We start from the raw sequence: 15536 nt of genomic DNA, 5'->3' as shown, positions 1-15536 counted from the left end.
CCGAGAATAGCGATTCGGGTTCCGTTCAGACAATCCACATTCAATCGGGCTGATTCGTGGTGTTGCCGGGGCGCTCACTTGCCCATTTCCGGGTACCACTCAGAGGAAAAGGAATTCTTGCGGCAGCATCGTGTCGGGCGTGACACCGTTCAGAACGATGGCATGCCCGTCGATGACGACCCTGGCGCCGCCGTCCGCCGCCTCGATCGTGAGCGCCGCCATCTTGCCGGCGAGGCCTTCGCCCGGAACGCCGCGCAGCGCGAGGCGGTCGACACCGGGTTCGAAATCCACGATCACGTCGCGCTCTCCGTCGACGAAGGTATTGAAAACGAAGCGATCCGCGCCGGGCCCGCCCTCGAGCACGTCGTTGCCGGCCCCGCCGTTCAGACGGTCTGCGCCGGGGCCACCCTCGACCCGGTCGTCGCGGCCACCGCCGGCGAGAAAGTCGTCGCCCGCACCGCCCTTGACGGTATCGTCGCCCTCTCCGCCGCCGATGGCGTCGTCGCCGTCATGGCCCGCGAGCATGTCGCGCCCGGTGCCGCCGCCGATCGAATCGGCGCCGCCATTCCCCTGAACGGTGTCGTGCTGGTAGCCCGCGCCCATCGTGTCGTCGCCCGGCCCGCCGATGAGAAGGTCGGCGCCGGGGCCGGCGGCCATGACATCGTGGTCCCATCCGCCCTCCAGCCTGTCGTCGCCGTAGCCACCGCCGAGGGTGTCGCGCCCGCCCTGCCCGAGCAGCGTGTCGTCGCCGGTGCCGCCGCCGATATTGTCGCGGCCTTCGCCGCCCTCGACCCTGTCATCGCCGTCAGACGCGGCGATCACGTCGTTGCCGCCCGCGCCGATCAGGGTATCCGGCCCGGACAAACCGGCGAGGGTGTCGGCCCAGGCGGTGCCGACGATACGATCGGCGCCATCGGTGCCGCGCAGGACGCTGGCGCCCGCGCCGCCGTCGCCGGGCCCGCCGGAAGGGCCGGACGGACCCGCGGGATCGTCAGGCATGACGGGGCGCGGCACGCTGTCGGGGAACGGATCGGGCGTCGGCTCCGGCGTGGCGATCGTGATCGGCCCGGACGTCACCGACACGTGGTGGGTGTCGAGTGTGACGAGCGCTGCGACATGTGCCGCAGTCAGCGTCGTGCCATCGGCGGAGTAAAGGCGAAGATCCTCGCCGCCGACGCGCAGCACTGCGCCGGTCGGCGTGGGCGCGACGGCCATGCGGTCGACCTCGTAGAGGAACGGAAACGCCGAGAGGTCGATCAGGTCGTGGCCCACGCGCACATCGGCGATGGTGTCCGGCCGGCCGTCCGGCGTCAGGACGAAGGTGTCGTGCCCGGCCCCGCCGCGCAACGTGTCAGACCCGGCGCCGTCGCTCAGCACGTCGTCGCCGGCCCCGCCGGCGAGCGTGCCGGACCCGGCCCCGAGCGACAGCAGATCGGCCCCGGGCGTTCCCGACAGCGTGCCGGACGCCACCCGCGCCACGCTGCCCGGCGTGCCGATATCGAGGGTGAAGAGGTGCACGCCCGGCGCGCCCTCTGCGCGCGTGGCGACAATCGCACCGGTCGCTGTCGGCAGAGCCGCGAGCGCCACGATGTCGTCGAGCCGGCCGCTGCCGTCCTCGATCAGCGTGGCGACATGCACGAGCCGGCCCTCGGCGGTCAGGCGAAAGAGCGTCAGCCCCTCGTCCATGCCCGCCGCGGTGACGAAGACCTGGCCGGCGACGGTGACCGTCTCGACGAGCGTGGCCCCCTGAAACCGGCTGTCGCGCGTGTCGATCACCTGGTCGGTGGCGGTAAGGCGCCCGTTCGGGGCGACCGACAGGACCGACAGGCTGGACGATCCGGACGCGGCGACGATCAGGAAATCCCGGCCGCCGGTCGACGCCGGTGCGAGCGCGGACACGGTGGTGATCGGAAGGCCGTCCATCATGCCGAGGTGATCGGCGTCCTGCAGCGCGCCCGAAGCGGTCACGCGGAAGCCGCTGATCCCGTGTTCGGTGGCCGACCCGGCGTAGAGAAAGGTGCCCTGCCCCGTCTCGATCAGTGCGAGGTCCGCCACCGCATCGACATTGCGCGCGCCGGTGTCGGTCAGCATCCGCGTGCTCGTCGGACGGCCCGACGACGACAGCGTGACCGCTGCGATGCCAGAGCCATCGGCCAGGGCGACGAAGAGGACCGAGCCGCTCTCGGTATGGGCCGCGACCACGGTGGCGCGGTCCGCGGCGCGGCCGCCGGGGGCAAGATACGTTGCCTGCCCGGTGCCGCCGCCCGCGTCGAGATGCGCCAACGCGGTGTCGATCACCGCCTGCGGCAGACGCTCCGTCGTGCCGCCGAGATCGACTGGCCGCAGCGTTCCGCCGCCGTGGCCGTCGATACCCGGCGCGCGTACCAGCCCGCCGCTCTCGCGGTTCAACGTGATCGTACCGCCGAAGACGTGATCGGCCACGGCGATCGCCGTGGCGCCGCCGCTCTCCACGACGCTGAGCGCCACCGGCCCGGCAGGCGTGCCAAGCCCTTCTCCGGACACGCGGCCCGAAGCCCAGAAGGCGATCGGCATGACCGTCCCTCACCCCAGATGTTTCCCACGCGGAGACAATCGGGGCGCACGCGTGCGCGGTCGGGGACGGATTGTGGCGGCGCGGCGGAGGTTCGATCCGATGCGCCTAAAATCGAGCCGGCCGGCGCTCCTCGATCAGGGCAGCAGTCCGGCCTCACGCGCGCGGAAGGCCGCGATCTGCTCCATCCGGTCGGGAGCGTGACAATCGTAGGCCGGCAGGCGCAGCGCCGCGAGGCGCGCGCGGATCGCGGGCAGCTTTTCGGGCGGCAGGCCGCCATCGATCGTCGAAGCGCAGAACGTGGCGCAGGTCGGCGGTGGCCAGCCCGGCGTCTCGAAGAGCTCGGGGTGGATGAGCGCCTCGCCCGCAAAGGGATGACGCTTGGGCTCCACCTCGCCGTACATGTGCGTTTCGCAGTGAACGCAGGTGTAGCGATGGATCGGCACGGAGGGATCGACGATTTCGAGCTTTCCGCCCTCGGCAATCACCTCGATCGCGTCAGCGGGCACGGTCGCGGCGAGCGCGAAGAGCGTGCCTTCGGTCCGCCAGCATCGGGTGCAACCGCAGAGCCGCACGTGAATGGGCCGCGCGCGAACCGCCACCAGGACCGGCGCTTCGGGACAGCGACACCGCAGCGTGCCGCCGTCGAACCCGCGCGTCGCGGACCGGCGTCCGGCATCGACCGCCGGGTGCAGCGACACGTCGCCGGGCCCGGTCCTCAAGACGGCGCGGAGCCTTTGTCTCACCCCCAAAACGACTTCCCCGTGTCCTGGCGCCCGTCGCGCCGCCCTGTTTCGAGCGCACCCTTATCCCGGCCTGCGCCGGCTTTGAAGCCGCCGCACGCGGTTGACCATCGCCTCCGGCGGGCGTTCTCTGATCGAACGACCCAAGCGGAGGACCCGAGCCGGTGCGCACCTTTCACGCCACAGAAACCGATGCGCACGACCCGGCGTTCCGGCTGACCTTCGGCCGGGTGCAGGCCAACGCGGAGAGGCCGGAGCGCGCGCGCCTGCTGCTGGCCGCCGCCGCGCGCGCCGGGCTAAGCGCGGAGGCGCCGCCGGAGCACGATCGCAGCGCGCTCGAGGCCGTGCACACCGCGCGGTTTCTGGACTACCTCGAAACCGCGTGGGACGCGTGGCATCAGCTTCCGAACGCGGCCGAAGAAATCATCCCCAACACATTTCCGCGGCTCGGGACGCAGAGATACCCCGACAGCATCGTCGGTCGCGCGGGCTGGCACGCCGGCGACGTGTCGGCGCCGATCGGGCCCGGCAGCTGGCGGGCCACGCGCCGCGCGGCCGATTGCGCCCTCGCCGCCGCGGACACGGTCATCGCGGGCGCGCGGTCGTCCTACGCGCTCTGCCGGCCGCCGGGACATCACACGAGTGCCGAGGTGGCGGCAGGTCATTGCCTTCTGAACGTGTCGGCGATCGCGGCGGCGCGGATGCGCACCGCGCACGAGAGGGTGGCAATTCTCGATATCGACACTCATCACGGCAATGGCACGCAGGACATCTTCTACGAGCGTGGGGACGTCCTCTTCGTGTCGGTGCACACCGAGACCGACAACTACTACCCGTTCTTCACCGGCTACGCCGATGAGACCGGGCACGGTGACGGCGACGGCGCGACGCTCAACCTGCCGCTGCCCCAGAGCACGGAAGACGAGGCATGGTGCCGTGCCATCGCGACGGGGCTCGAGCGTATCGCCGCGTTCGCGCCGGGTGCTCTGATCCTCAGCCTCGGGCTCGATTCGCACCGGGACGATCCCCTGAAGGGCATGCGCGTCGGGGATGCCGGGTTCACGCGCGCGGCGGGATTGATCGCCGATCTCGGGCTGCCGACGGTCCTGGTGCAGGAGGGCGGCTACCTGTCGGACAGCCTTGGCGCGGCGCTGTCCGCGTTCCTTGATGGCTGGCTTCCGGCCGCCGGCTGAGCCTCACTCCGCCGGTTGCGCCCCGGCGTCGGGGTTGCGGCGCATGACCGAAAAGTTGAGCGCGCCGGCGACGCTGACCCAGACGAGATAGGGCACGAAAAGAAGGCCTGCGAGCACGTCGAGCTGCCAGAGCGCGACCATGCAGCTCGCAACGGCAATCCAGAGCGCCACGAGCACGATCATGCCGCCGCGCATGTTGCGCAGCCCGAAGAAGACCGGGGTCCAGAGCCCGTTGAGCGCGATCTGAAGCGACCAGAGCGCCATCGCGATGGCGTTGCCATCCATGACCGCGACACGCGCGCCTGCCGTCGCCATGCAGATATAGAGCGTGGTCCACGCGACCGGGAACAGCCAGTCCGGCGGCGTCCAGGACGGTTTCGACAGGTCGCGGTACCATTGCCCCGGCGGGAAGATCGCCCCGGTGGTGCCAGCCGCGAAGCACGCGGCGAGGAAGATGCCGAAAGCGATCCAAACCATGACGGATCAGCTAGAGCGGGCAGAGGACCGTATCAAGGCGGCACGTGCGGCGCGCTGCGTTTCGGCGGCGCGGGCCAGACCCTCGAACACCGGTTCGCGCCGTTGCCAGACCGGCGCGCGGCGCGCCGCGGCATCCACGAGAAAGGCGCATTCGGGCAGGGGCCGCGCATACAGAACCGCCGAGCGCGGCATCACCGTGGTGATCGCGGCGCGCGTGGCCGACAGGCAGAGCCAGCCGAGTTTCTGGCGACCGCGCGTGCGGGCGCGGTGCGTGATCGAATCCCAATCGGCGTTCGCGACAGCATCGCCGATCCCGGCGTAGATGAAGCGCGCGGCGTAGATGCCCGGGCGGCTCTGTGCGGGCAGCGCGGCCACCCCGGCCTCGGCCCGCCAGTAGAGCCGGTTGGACTGGAAGACCAGCTCGCGCACCATCGCACGCACCTGCGGTGTCGGGTGCGGGGCCGCCAGGAAATCGTCGGGCACGATCCCGGCACGGTCGAACCAGTCGGTCGGCAGGTAGAGGCGGCCGGCGCGCGCGTCCTCGCCCACGTCGCGCGCGATGTTGGTGAACTGCATCGCGACGCCGAGGTCGCAGGCGCGGGCCAGCGCATCGGCATCACGGACGCGCATCAGAACGCACATCATCGCCCCCACGGCGGCGGCCACCCGCGCGGAATAGGCTGTCAGATCGGACAGCGTGGCATAGCGGTTGCCGGTTGCATCCCAGGCCAGTCCCTCGAGCAACGCCTCGGGCAGGGCGCGCGGCATCTCGAACGTCTCGACGACGGCGGCGAAGGCGCGGTCCGGCGGCGCGTTGTCCGGCCGGCCGGCATAGACCCGGTCGAGCCGCTCGGCGAGGCGCAGAACCGCCGCGGCCTTCTCGTCCTGCAGGTCGACAGCGTCGTCGGCCAGCCTGCAGAACGCATAGAGCGCCATCGCGGGATCGCGCACCGATGCCGGCAACAGATGCGAGGCCGCATGAAAGGACCGCGAGCCATGGCGGATCGCCTCTCGGCAGGCGGTCAGGTCGTCGGGCGCGATCATCGCGACACCTCCGCGGGATCCGGAACGAGCTGGGCCAGCACCTCGGCGGACGAGATGACACCGGGCAGGCCCGCGCCGGGATGCGTTCCCGCACCGGTCAGGAACAGCCCGTCGATCTCCTCGCTCACGTTGTGGGGGCGGAACCACGCGCTTTGCAGGATGCGCGGCTCGATGGAAAATCCTGTGCCGTGCGGCGCCAGGTAGCGACTGCCGAACTCGACCGGGGTCAGCACGTGCTGCGGGCCGAGCCTGTCGGCGAAGCCCGGGATCACGCTCTCCAGCACCTTTTCGACCTTTTGGCGGTAGACCTCGCGCTCGGTGTCCCACACCACCGGGTCGTCATGACCGAGATGCGGAACCGGCGAGAGCACGTAGAACGTGTCGTCGCCCTCGGGCGCGGCGGACGGGTCGGTGACGCTGGGCCGATGGATATACAGCGACATGTCGTCGGACAGCCGGCCCTTGCGGAAGATGTCGCGGACGAGCCCACCGTAGCGCGGTCCGTTGAGGATCGTGTGGTGGCCCACGTCGGGCCACATCTCGCGCGTTCCCTTGGTGCCGAAATACCAGACATAAAGACCCATCGACCAGCGCGCGCGGCCGAGCTTGCGGTCCGACCAGCGGCGGCGCTCCGTGCGGCGCAGCAGCCGCGAGTAGGTGTGCCCAGAATCGGCGTTTGACACGACGATATCGGCGTCGATGACCTCTCCGCTCGTCAGGCGCACGCCGCTGGCGCGGCCCCCGGAGGTGACGATCTCGTCCACCTCCGTCTCGAGCCGGACGAGTCCGCCCTGACGCGCGACGATCGCGGCCATGACGCGCGCGATCTCGGCGACGCCGCCCATCGCGTAATGGACACCGAATTCCTTCTCGAGATAGCTGACGAGGATGTACATCGACGTGACGCGGAACGGGTCGCCGCCGATGAACAGCGGATGGAACGACAGCGCCATGCGCAACCGTTCGTCGCGCACCCGCCGCGCGGCATGGCCGTAGACCGACCGGTCGGCGCGCAGCCGCGCGAAGATCGGCAGCACCGCCAGAAGGTCGCGGAAACGGTGCATGGACCGGCGGCCGATATCCTCGAACCCGATCCAGTAGCGGCGCTCCGCGTCTTCGAGAAAACGGTCGTAGCCGGCGAGGTCGCCGGGCGACAGGCGGCGGACCTCTTCGCGCATCGCCTCGGTGTCCTGCCGCGCCGAAAAGCGCGAGCCGTCGGGCCAGCGGATTTCGTAGAACGGGTCGAGCGGGCGAAGGTCGACATCCTCGTGGAAGTCCCGTCCGCAGACCGCCCAGAGTTCCTTGAACAATTGCGGGACGGTGACGATCGTCGGCCCGAGATCGAAGCGGTGCCCGTCCTTCCAGATCGCGGAGCCCCGACCGCCCGGCACGTCGAGCCGGTCGATCACGGTCACGCGGTAGCCCATCGCGCCGAGCCGCATCGCGGCGGCCAGCCCGCCGATGCCTGCGCCGACGACGGCCGCGTGCGGGCGGGTGGCGGCCTCGGCCATCGAAAGGCTGCGATCGAGCTCTGTCATGACTCGGAGCCTACACGTGTCAATCTGACCTGACAATCGCGGCTGACAACTTGCCGCAAGGGTTCCCATGCCTCTGGAAACGTGTCAGTGTTGATTGACATGAGCGCTTCGAGACCCGCGATGCAGACCGTCAGCCTGAGCCTTTTCCGCTACCGCTCGGTCCTGTCGCGACTCTGGGCGCTGTGGATGATGGGCGAGGCGCGCTGGTTCCTCTCGCGCCATCCCGACCTGCAATTCTGGAAGCTCTGCGGATCCGGCACCGGGGAGGGGTTCACGCCCGTGCCCAATACCGGCATCTACGCCATCCTCGCGGTCTGGCCGGACGCGGATACCGCGCGGCGCCACGTGACCACGTCGCGGCTCTGGGCGCGCTACCGCCGCCGGGCGACGGAGCACTGGACGCTGTTCCTCGACCCGATCGAGTCGCGCGGACGCTGGAGCGGAGAGGTGCCGTTTTCGCCGCGTCGCGACGACGGCGCCGGGCCGGTCGCCGCTCTGACCCGCGCCACGCTCCGGCCGAGCCGTGCGGCCCGGTTCTGGCGACAACAACCGGACGTGTCGCGCCTGATCGGCGCCAACCGCGACGTCCTGTTCAAGATCGGTATCGGCGAAGTGCCGCTGCTGCAGCAAATCACCTTTTCGGTCTGGCCCGACACCGATGCGATGGCGCGCTTCGCCCGCGCCTCGGGCCCCCATGCCGCGGCGATCGCGGCGGTGCGCGAAGGCGGCTGGTTCCGCGAGGAACTGTATGCCCGCTTCCGCATCTCCGGCGAAACCGGCAGCTGGGACGGCCAAAGCCCGCGTATTCCGATGGAGAGCTCCGCATGACACGCCCGTTTCCGTTTTCCGCCCTCGTGGGGCAACAGGAGATGAAGACCGCGATGCTCTTGACCGCGGTCGACCCGGGGATCGGTGGGGTTCTCGTCTTCGGCGACCGCGGGACCGGGAAATCGACCGCGGTGCGCGCGCTCGCCGCGCTGCTGCCGCCGATCACCGTGGTGGCGGGCAGCCTGACCAATGCGGAATCGCCCGAGCGTCTGGCCGAATGGGAACGGCAGGGCGGCGACCTGCGCGAGGTGCCGACGCCGGTGGTGGACCTGCCGCTCGGCGCGACCGAGGACCGGGTGCTCGGCGCGCTGGACATCGAGCGCGCGCTGACCCGCGGGGAAAAGGCGTTCGAGCCCGGGCTGCTGGCGCGCGCCAACCGCGGATACCTCTATATCGACGAGGTGAACCTGCTCGAGGATCACTTGGTCGACCTGCTTCTGGACGTGGCCCAGTCCGGCGAGAACGTGATCGAGCGCGAGGGCCTGTCGGTCCGCCACGACGCACGGTTCGTTCTCGTGGGTTCGGGCAACCCCGAAGAGGGCGAACTTCGTCCGCAGCTTCTCGACAGGTTCGGGCTGTCGGTGGAGGTCGGGTCGCCGACAGACATGGAGGAGCGGATCGAGGTGATCCGCCGGCGCGTCGCCTACGAGACCGATCCCGAGGGCTTCGTCGCCGCGTGGGCGCCGCGCGACCTTGCGATCCGCGAAGCGATCCTGGCGGCGCGGGCGCGCTTGACCGCAACCGAGATGCCGGACGCCGCGCTGCGCGATTGCGCGCAGCTCTGCGTCACGCTCGGGTCCGACGGCTTGCGTGGAGAGCTGACACTGATGCGCGCGGCCCGCGCAAAGGCCGCCTATGATGGCGCGTCGGCGGTGGCGCGCGACCATATCCGGGCGATCGCGCCGATGGCGCTCGGCCATCGTCTGCGCCGCGATCCGCTGGACGAGGCCGGATCCTCGGCCCGCGTCGCGCGCGCGGTGGAGGACGTGCTCGCATGAAGGACGAGCCGGGGGAGGTCTGGGTCGCCGGACAGCTTGCGGCGACACTCCTGACGATCGACCCGGCCCGGCTGGGCGGAATGCACCTGCGCGCGCGGGTCGGGCCCGCCCGAACGGCGTTCCTCGACGCGCTGCCGCCCGACCTGGCGGCCGCGCCACGTATCGCGCCCGGGATCGCGGACGAGACGCTCTACGGCGGCACCGACATCGCCGCGAGTCTCGCGGCGGGTCGCAAGATCACGGCCGACGGAGTGCTGGCACGGGGCGGCGCGCTGACGCTGACATCGGCCGAGCGAACCGGGCCCGGGCTCGCCGCGCGGCTGGCCCTGGCACTCGACGCCGGAGCGGTCGGTCCGCTCCTGATCCTCGACGAAGGCACCGAGGACGAACGCGCGCCCGAGCGGTTGATCGAGCGCGCCGCCTTCGCCTGCGACCTCGACGGTTTGCGGCCCGAAACTATGGCCGAGATCGCGCTGTCGAGCGCGGAGCGCGATGCGGCGCGGGCGCGCTTGTGCGACGTCACGCTGCCCGACGATGCGCTGACGACGCTGGTGTCGACGGCGGCCGCGCTCGGCATCGACAGCCTGCGGGCACCGCTCTTCGCCACGGCGGCAGCCCGGGCGCATGCGGCGCTTTCGGGCCGGAACAGTGTCACATCCGACGACCTGGAGATCGCGGTATCGTTGGTCTTCGCGCACCGTGCGACCCGGTTGCCGTCCGAGGAACCGGACGAGGAGACCTCCGATCCGCCGCCGGATCCCGAGACAACGGACGACGGTGACAGCGACCCCGCCGAAGGCGACACGATCCCGCAGGAGATGCTGATCGAGGCGGTGCGCGCGATGCTCCCGGCCGGCCTGCTGGCGCAGCGCCGCGCGCGGAAAGCCAATGCGCCGTCCGGCGCCGGGCAGGGCGCGCGCCGCCGCGGGGCGCAGAGAGGCCGGCCCTTGCCTGCCCGGCCCGGCACGCCATCGGCGACCGCGCGGATCGACGTGGTTGCGACGCTGCGCGCGGCGGCGCCGTGGCAGGGGCTGCGCCGCGCAGCCGATCCGGACCGCCCGGGCCTCATCATCCGCAAGTCCGACCTGCGGCTGCGCCGGTTCCAGGACCGGTCGGAGCGGCTGGTGATCTTTTGCGTCGACGCGTCGGGATCGGCGGCGATGGCGCGACTCGCCGAGGCCAAGGGCGCGGTCGAACTCATGTTGGCAGAGGCATATTCCCGCCGGGACAGGGTCGCTCTCGTGACCTTTCGCGGAGAGGGGGCGGAGGTTTCGCTGCCACCGACGCGATCTCTGGTTCAAGCCAAGCGGCGCCTCGCCGGGCTTCCGGGCGGCGGCGGCACGCCGCTGGCGGCCGGGCTGCGCGCGGTGCATGCGTTGGCCGAGCGGGCCCGGCGGGCGGGCCAGTCGCCGGCGCTGGCCCTCTTGACGGACGGGCGGGCAAATGTCGCGCTGCCCGGGGGATCCGGACGTGCCCAGGCCATGGCCGATGCCGAGGCGATGGCGGGGCATCTGCGGGCCTGCGGCCTTGACGGGGTGGTCATCGACACCGGCGCGCGGCCACGGCCGGAGCTCGAGACGCTGGCCGGCCGGATGGACCTCGGCTACCTCGCGTTGCCGCGTGCGGACGCCGCGGCGATGAAGCGCGGCGTCGACGCGGCGCTGGGGGTCTGACGCGTGGATTTTTCGCGCGACCTGGCCGGCTGGCCGCATGCGGAAAGCTCGCGGCAGATCCCGGTGCGCCCGCATCGCTGGCACGTGCAGGTCATGGGCGAAGGGCCGGACCTCTTGTTTCTCCACGGCGCCGGCGGATCGACACATAGCTGGCGCGACGTGATGCCCCGGCTGGCGGACCGATACCGCTGCATCGCGGTCGATCTGCCCGGGCATGGCTTTACCCGGATCGCCACCCGGTTCCGGTCGTCGCTGCCGTTCATGGCCGAGGACCTCGGACGATTGATGGCGCATGAAGGCTGGCAGCCGGCGGGCATCGTCGCGCATTCCGCCGGGGCAGCGGTGGCGCTGCGGCTCGCCGCGGCGATGGACACGCCGCCGCGGATCGTCGCGTTCAACCCGGCGCTGGAGCCGTTTCGCGGGATGGCGGGGCTGCTGTTTCCGATGGCCGCGCGGATGATCGCGATGACGCCCTTTGCAACCAGCCTCGTGCGCGGGGCGCTGGTCGCACCAGAACGCGCGGCGGCGCTTCTGGCCGGAACGGGGTCGCGGCTCGATGCCGAGGGCGTCGGATATTACCGGCGACTTCTGCGCGACCGCGCGCATGTGGAGGGCGCGCTGCTGATGATGTCGCAATGGTCGCTGACCGGGCTCCTCGAGGATCTTCCCGGGATTCACGCGCCGACGCTGATCCTCCTGGGCGAAACCGACCGCACCGTGCCGCCGGACGGCGCGCGCGCGGCGGCGGCGCGTCTGCCCGATGCACGGTGCGAGACGCTGCCCGGTCTCGGACATCTCGCGCACGAGGAGGCACCCGACGCGGCGGCCGAGCGGATCGAGCGGTTCATGGCGGAGACGGTTTCCGCTTGAACCCGGCCGCGCCGCGGCGGAGATCTGTAGCATGACGCTGATCCGTTTCCTGCGCGACAACGCGCGCTGGCTCTGTGCCGGCGGGCTGCTGACATTCCTGTCGAGCTTTGGCCAGACCTTCTTCATCGCCGTCTATGCCGGCGACATCCGCGCGGAATTCGGACTGAGCCACGGTGCGTGGGGCGGGATCTATTCGCTCGCCACCGCGGTGTCGGCGGCGCTGATGGTGAGCGCGGGCGGCCTGACCGACAGGTTCCGCAGCCGGGGGCTTGGCGCTGTGGGCCTTGTCTGCCTCGCGCTCGCCTGCCTCGGGATGGCGATCGTGTCGAGCGCGTGGTTGCTGCCGGCGGCGATCCTCGGGCTGCGCTTTTTCGGGCAGGGCATGATGGGCCTGATCGCGATGGTGTCGATGTCGCGTTGGTTCGTCGCGGCGCGCGGGCGCGCGCTGTCGGTCGCGGGTCTCGGCGTCACGGCCGGACAGGCGATCCTGCCGGTGATCTTCGTCGCTCTGCTGCCGGTGCTGGACTGGCGCTGGCACTGGGTCCTGGCCGCGGGCCTCGCGCTATGCGGCGTGCCGCTTCTGCTCTGGCTTCTGCGGGAGGAACGGACACCGCAAAGCCATACGGAAACGAGCGAGACCGCGGGCATGGACGGGCGCCACTGGCGGCGCGCCGAAGTCCTTCGCCATCCGCTGTTCTGGGCGATCGCGCCCGGACTCCTGGGGCCGCCGGCCTTCGGAACGGCACTGTTTTTCCAGCAGGTGCATTTCGTCGAGGTGAAAGGCTGGCGGCTGATCGACTTCGTCGCGTTCATGCCGGTGTTCACCGTGGTGACAGTGGCCGCGATGATGGGCTCCGGCGCGGCGATCGACCGGTTCGGGACGGCGCGGATCCTGCCGGTCTACCTGCTGCCGGCGGCGCTGGCCTTCGTCGCGTTCGGCACGGGCGGGGCGATCTGGACGGCCGGTGTCGGCCTGGGGCTGATGGCGCTGACGCAAGGGATGCAGGCGACGCTGCCGAACGCGCTCTGGGCCGAGTTCTTCGGCACGCGGCACCTTGGCGCGATCAAGTCGATGGGCACGGCGATCATGGTTCTGGGCACCGCCATCGGCCCGGGCCTGACCGGTGCGCTGATCGATCTCGGCGTCGGGATCGAGGCGCAGTATCTCGGGGTCGCGGTCTATTTCCTTGCGGCGACGGCCGCGATCCTGGCCGGGCTGGCGCTGGTGCGGCGGCGGAGCGGGTTGCCGCGCGTGGGCGCGGCGGGTTGACCCGCAATCAACCGCGGCGCCGCAGGTAGACGTAATAGGCGCCGGTTCCACCGTGGCGGATATGCGCCTCGGCCACCTGCAGGACGACCGGGCCGAGCGGCGGCATCTTGAGCCATGCGGGAACCTGTGTCTTGAGCACGCCGCGCCGACGCGGCATCGGATCGTAGGGGTCCTCGCGCTGGCCCTTGCCGGTGATGACGAGGACGAGCCGCAGGCCGCGCGCGTGGGACGACAGGATGAACCCGACCAGCGCGGGATGCGCCTCGTCGAGCGTCATGCCGTGCAGGTCGATCCGGGCCTCGGGCGCGAGCTTACCCCGCTTCAGACGGCCAAAGGCCTTGGCATCCATCGATACCGGGTCGGATCCGAGGCGTTCGGTCGTCGACCGCGGCAGGGATACCGAGGAGGCATCGCGGGACCGTTCTCCGATGCGAAAGCGTGGCAGGTCCGCCGGAACCTCGCGGTTCGGCGCGGGCTTGGAGAACGGTTGATCAGGGGGCTTGCGGCTCGATGCGTCGGACTCCGGCGCCTGTCTCGGGCGGCCGGGAAGCCGCTCGGCGGAGCGCGCGACCTGGGACCAAAGCTCGAGTTCGTCGCGGCGCGGGCGACGCCCCTTCATTGAACGAGATCCGGCAGCAGAGCGTAGGCGCGCTGGATCGGCAGCAGAACGACCATGCGGCCGGGATCGCGGAAGGTGCCGGCGCGGTCCCCCGCCGCGGCGCCGGTGCCGACGAAGATGTCGGCCCGCTGGGCGCCCTTGATGGCGGAGCCGGTATCCTGCGCGATCATCAGGCGGCGCATCGGGTCCGCGCCGTCCTTTTCGATCCAGACGGGCGCGCCGAGAGGCGTGTACTCCGGATCGACCGCGACGGTGCGCAGCGGCGTGACAGAGCGGTTCATCGCGCCGAGCGGCCCGCGTTCGGCCGGCACTTCGCTGACCTCGCGAAAGAAGACGTAGGCCGGGTTGTGCATCAGGAGCTCTTCGCCCTCGACCGGGTTTCGGCGCACCCAGTTCTTGATGACCTCGGCCGAGACCTGGTGCGGCTCGTAGACGCCGCGGCGGACGAGCTCCTGCCCGATCGAGCGGTAGTCGTGACCGTTGGCCCCGCCGTAGCCAACACGCACGACGCGCCCGTCGGGAAAGCGGATGCGACCGGACCCCTGGATCTGCAGGAAAAAGAGCTCGACCGGGTCGTCGACCCACGCGATCTCGAGGCCCCGGCCGGCCATGACGTCAGTGCTCAGAATCTCCCGGCGCGACAGCCAGGGGCCGTCGCCGGTAACCTCGGGCGGCAGGCTGTAGACGGGCCAGCGGAAGCGGGGCGAGGCGTGGGGCGCCCCGTCCAGTTCGGGCTCGAAATACCCGGTGAACAGCGCCTCGGTGCGGTGGTGGGTGATCTCGACCGGACGAAAGAAAAGCTCGAAAAACTGGCGCGCGACATCGCGATGATCCGCGGCCGCGGCGCAGAGCGCCGTCCAGTCGGGATCGCGCAAGTCGCCGCAGGTGACGAGAAAGGCGTCCAGCGCGGCCGCGTGATCGTCCTCGGCCCAGCCATCGAGGTCGGCAAAGTCGAGGATGCGGTGATGCGGCGGCACGGGTGGCTCAGGCTCCGACGCGGAGAGGGACGGTGCGGACATCGCCCAAAGCCCGGCGAGGAGTGCTGCGCCGAGCCGAAACGTCATTCGCCCGTGGCGACCAGTTGCCAGTTCGGATCGTCGGCGCCCATCGTTCGGGCGAAGGTCCAGACATCCTTCTGCCGCTTCACCTGGCTCGCGCTGCCCTCGACCACATTGCCCTCGGCGTCTTTGACGACCTGCGTCAGCTCACCCACGTAGCGCACGGTGATTTCGGCCATGCGGGTGGTGGTGTCGAAGGTGGCTTCGGTCAGCGTGAGTTCGCGCACGCCGACGAATTCGGCCTCGATGGTCAGGCCCTGCGCCTCGCGCGCCTCGACGACTTCGGCGAAGCTGTCGTAGACGTCGGGGGCGAGGAACGGCTCGATCTCGTCGAGCTTGCCGCGCTCGAATGCCATCAGGATCATCTCGTAGGCGCCGCGGGCGCCCGACAGGAAGTCGGCCACGCCGAAGGATGGTTCGGCCTGCTTCATCTGCGACAGGGCACGTGCGCTGTCGCTGCCTTCGGGCACGTGATCGATGATATCTCGATCGGGCCCGCCCTCGATGACCTCGAAGCCGCGCCGTTCGGTCGTCTGGCGGCCCTGCGGCGGCGCCGGGGGCTTCTCGTATCCCTCGCGCGTGCCGAGGACGTTCTTCAGGCGCAGGATGAGGAAGACGGCAATCCCCGCCAGGACAAGAAGCTGTAACATCGGGGAATTCATCACTGCCTCGAT

General features: G+C 70.7%; 14 protein-coding genes. 6 read left to right on the top strand and 8 right to left on the bottom strand.

Going from position 1 to position 15536, the window contains the following annotated elements:
* Nucleotides 1-99: 99 nt before the first annotated feature.
* Together ROJ8625_RS13950 and ROJ8625_RS13945 are read right to left on the bottom strand one after the other, a co-directional pair.
* Nucleotides 100-2553, bottom strand: a complete 2454-nt coding sequence (locus ROJ8625_RS13950; RefSeq protein WP_085792525.1) for a calcium-binding protein — start codon at nt 2551-2553, stop codon at nt 100-102.
* Between the two features lie 135 nt (nt 2554-2688).
* Complete coding sequence (locus tag ROJ8625_RS13945; RefSeq protein WP_159456775.1) at nt 2689-3273, bottom strand: GFA family protein; 585 nt, start codon at nt 3271-3273, stop codon at nt 2689-2691.
* Between the two features lie 185 nt (nt 3274-3458).
* On the opposite strand from ROJ8625_RS13945, the gene ROJ8625_RS13940 reads away from it, so the two are divergent.
* Nucleotides 3459-4487 (top strand): histone deacetylase family protein, encoded by a 1029-nt coding sequence (locus tag ROJ8625_RS13940; RefSeq protein ID WP_085792523.1) that lies wholly within the window; start codon nt 3459-3461, stop codon nt 4485-4487.
* 3 nt (nt 4488-4490) lie between these two features.
* On the opposite strand, the gene tspO is transcribed toward ROJ8625_RS13940, so the two are convergent.
* From tspO to ROJ8625_RS13925, 3 genes are read right to left on the bottom strand one after another with little or no spacing between them, the layout of a single operon-like run.
* Complete coding sequence (tspO, locus tag ROJ8625_RS13935) at nt 4491-4964, bottom strand: tryptophan-rich sensory protein TspO (protein WP_085792522.1); 474 nt, start codon at nt 4962-4964, stop codon at nt 4491-4493.
* Between the two features lie 6 nt (nt 4965-4970).
* Entirely contained in the window at nt 4971-6008 is a 1038-nt protein-coding gene (gene crtB / locus ROJ8625_RS13930) for a 15-cis-phytoene synthase (protein ID WP_085792521.1), read from the bottom strand.
* Nucleotides 6005-7519: a phytoene desaturase gene (locus tag ROJ8625_RS13925; RefSeq protein WP_143535141.1), complete on the bottom strand. Its 1515-nt coding sequence runs from the start codon at nt 7517-7519 to the stop codon at nt 6005-6007. Before ROJ8625_RS13925 ends, crtB begins: the two co-directional genes overlap by 4 nt.
* 147 nt (nt 7520-7666) lie before the next feature.
* Between ROJ8625_RS13925 and crtA the strand changes: the two genes are divergently transcribed.
* From crtA to ROJ8625_RS13900, 5 genes are read left to right on the top strand one after another with little or no spacing between them, the layout of a single operon-like run.
* Nucleotides 7667-8374 carry a spheroidene monooxygenase gene (gene crtA / locus ROJ8625_RS13920; RefSeq protein WP_085792519.1) on the top strand — a complete coding sequence of 236 codons (708 nt, stop codon included), beginning with the start codon at nt 7667-7669 and terminating at the stop codon, nt 8372-8374.
* The gene (gene bchI, locus ROJ8625_RS13915; protein WP_085792518.1) at nt 8371-9372 is read left to right on the top strand and encodes a magnesium chelatase ATPase subunit I; all 1002 of its coding nucleotides are present in this window, start codon (nt 8371-8373) and stop codon (nt 9370-9372) included. Before crtA ends, bchI begins: the two co-directional genes overlap by 4 nt.
* Complete coding sequence (locus tag ROJ8625_RS13910; RefSeq protein WP_085792517.1) at nt 9369-11045, top strand: magnesium chelatase subunit D; 1677 nt, start codon at nt 9369-9371, stop codon at nt 11043-11045. Before bchI ends, ROJ8625_RS13910 begins: the two co-directional genes overlap by 4 nt.
* Before the next feature lie 3 nt (nt 11046-11048).
* Nucleotides 11049-11915: an alpha/beta fold hydrolase BchO gene (gene bchO, locus ROJ8625_RS13905; protein ID WP_085792516.1), complete on the top strand. Its 867-nt coding sequence runs from the start codon at nt 11049-11051 to the stop codon at nt 11913-11915.
* A 31-nt stretch (nt 11916-11946) separates the two neighbouring features.
* On the top strand, nt 11947-13185 hold the full coding sequence (locus tag ROJ8625_RS13900; protein WP_085792515.1) for an MFS transporter: 1239 nt from the start codon (nt 11947-11949) through the stop codon (nt 13183-13185).
* Between the two features lie 7 nt (nt 13186-13192).
* Here the strand turns inward: ROJ8625_RS13900 and ROJ8625_RS13895 are convergent, their stop codons facing one another.
* Genes ROJ8625_RS13895 through ROJ8625_RS13885 form a run of 3 tightly spaced genes read right to left on the bottom strand, consistent with a single transcriptional unit; the run spans nt 13193 to nt 15524 of the window.
* Nucleotides 13193-13804: a Smr/MutS family protein gene (locus ROJ8625_RS13895; RefSeq protein WP_085792514.1), complete on the bottom strand. Its 612-nt coding sequence runs from the start codon at nt 13802-13804 to the stop codon at nt 13193-13195.
* Nucleotides 13801-14868, bottom strand: a complete 1068-nt coding sequence (mltA, locus tag ROJ8625_RS13890; RefSeq protein ID WP_085792513.1) for a murein transglycosylase A — start codon at nt 14866-14868, stop codon at nt 13801-13803. Before mltA ends, ROJ8625_RS13895 begins: the two co-directional genes overlap by 4 nt.
* On the bottom strand, nt 14865-15524 hold the full coding sequence (locus ROJ8625_RS13885) for a Tim44/TimA family putative adaptor protein (protein ID WP_085792512.1): 660 nt from the start codon (nt 15522-15524) through the stop codon (nt 14865-14867). The genes mltA and ROJ8625_RS13885 overlap by 4 nt, the downstream gene beginning before the upstream one ends.
* Nucleotides 15525-15536 lie beyond the last annotated feature (12 nt).

This window comes from Roseivivax jejudonensis, from assembly GCF_900172265.1.
Lineage (GTDB): Bacteria > Pseudomonadota > Alphaproteobacteria > Rhodobacterales > Rhodobacteraceae > Roseivivax > Roseivivax jejudonensis.
Note: the sequence above shows the minus strand (reverse complement) of the source record. Positions and strands in the feature narration are given on the sequence as shown.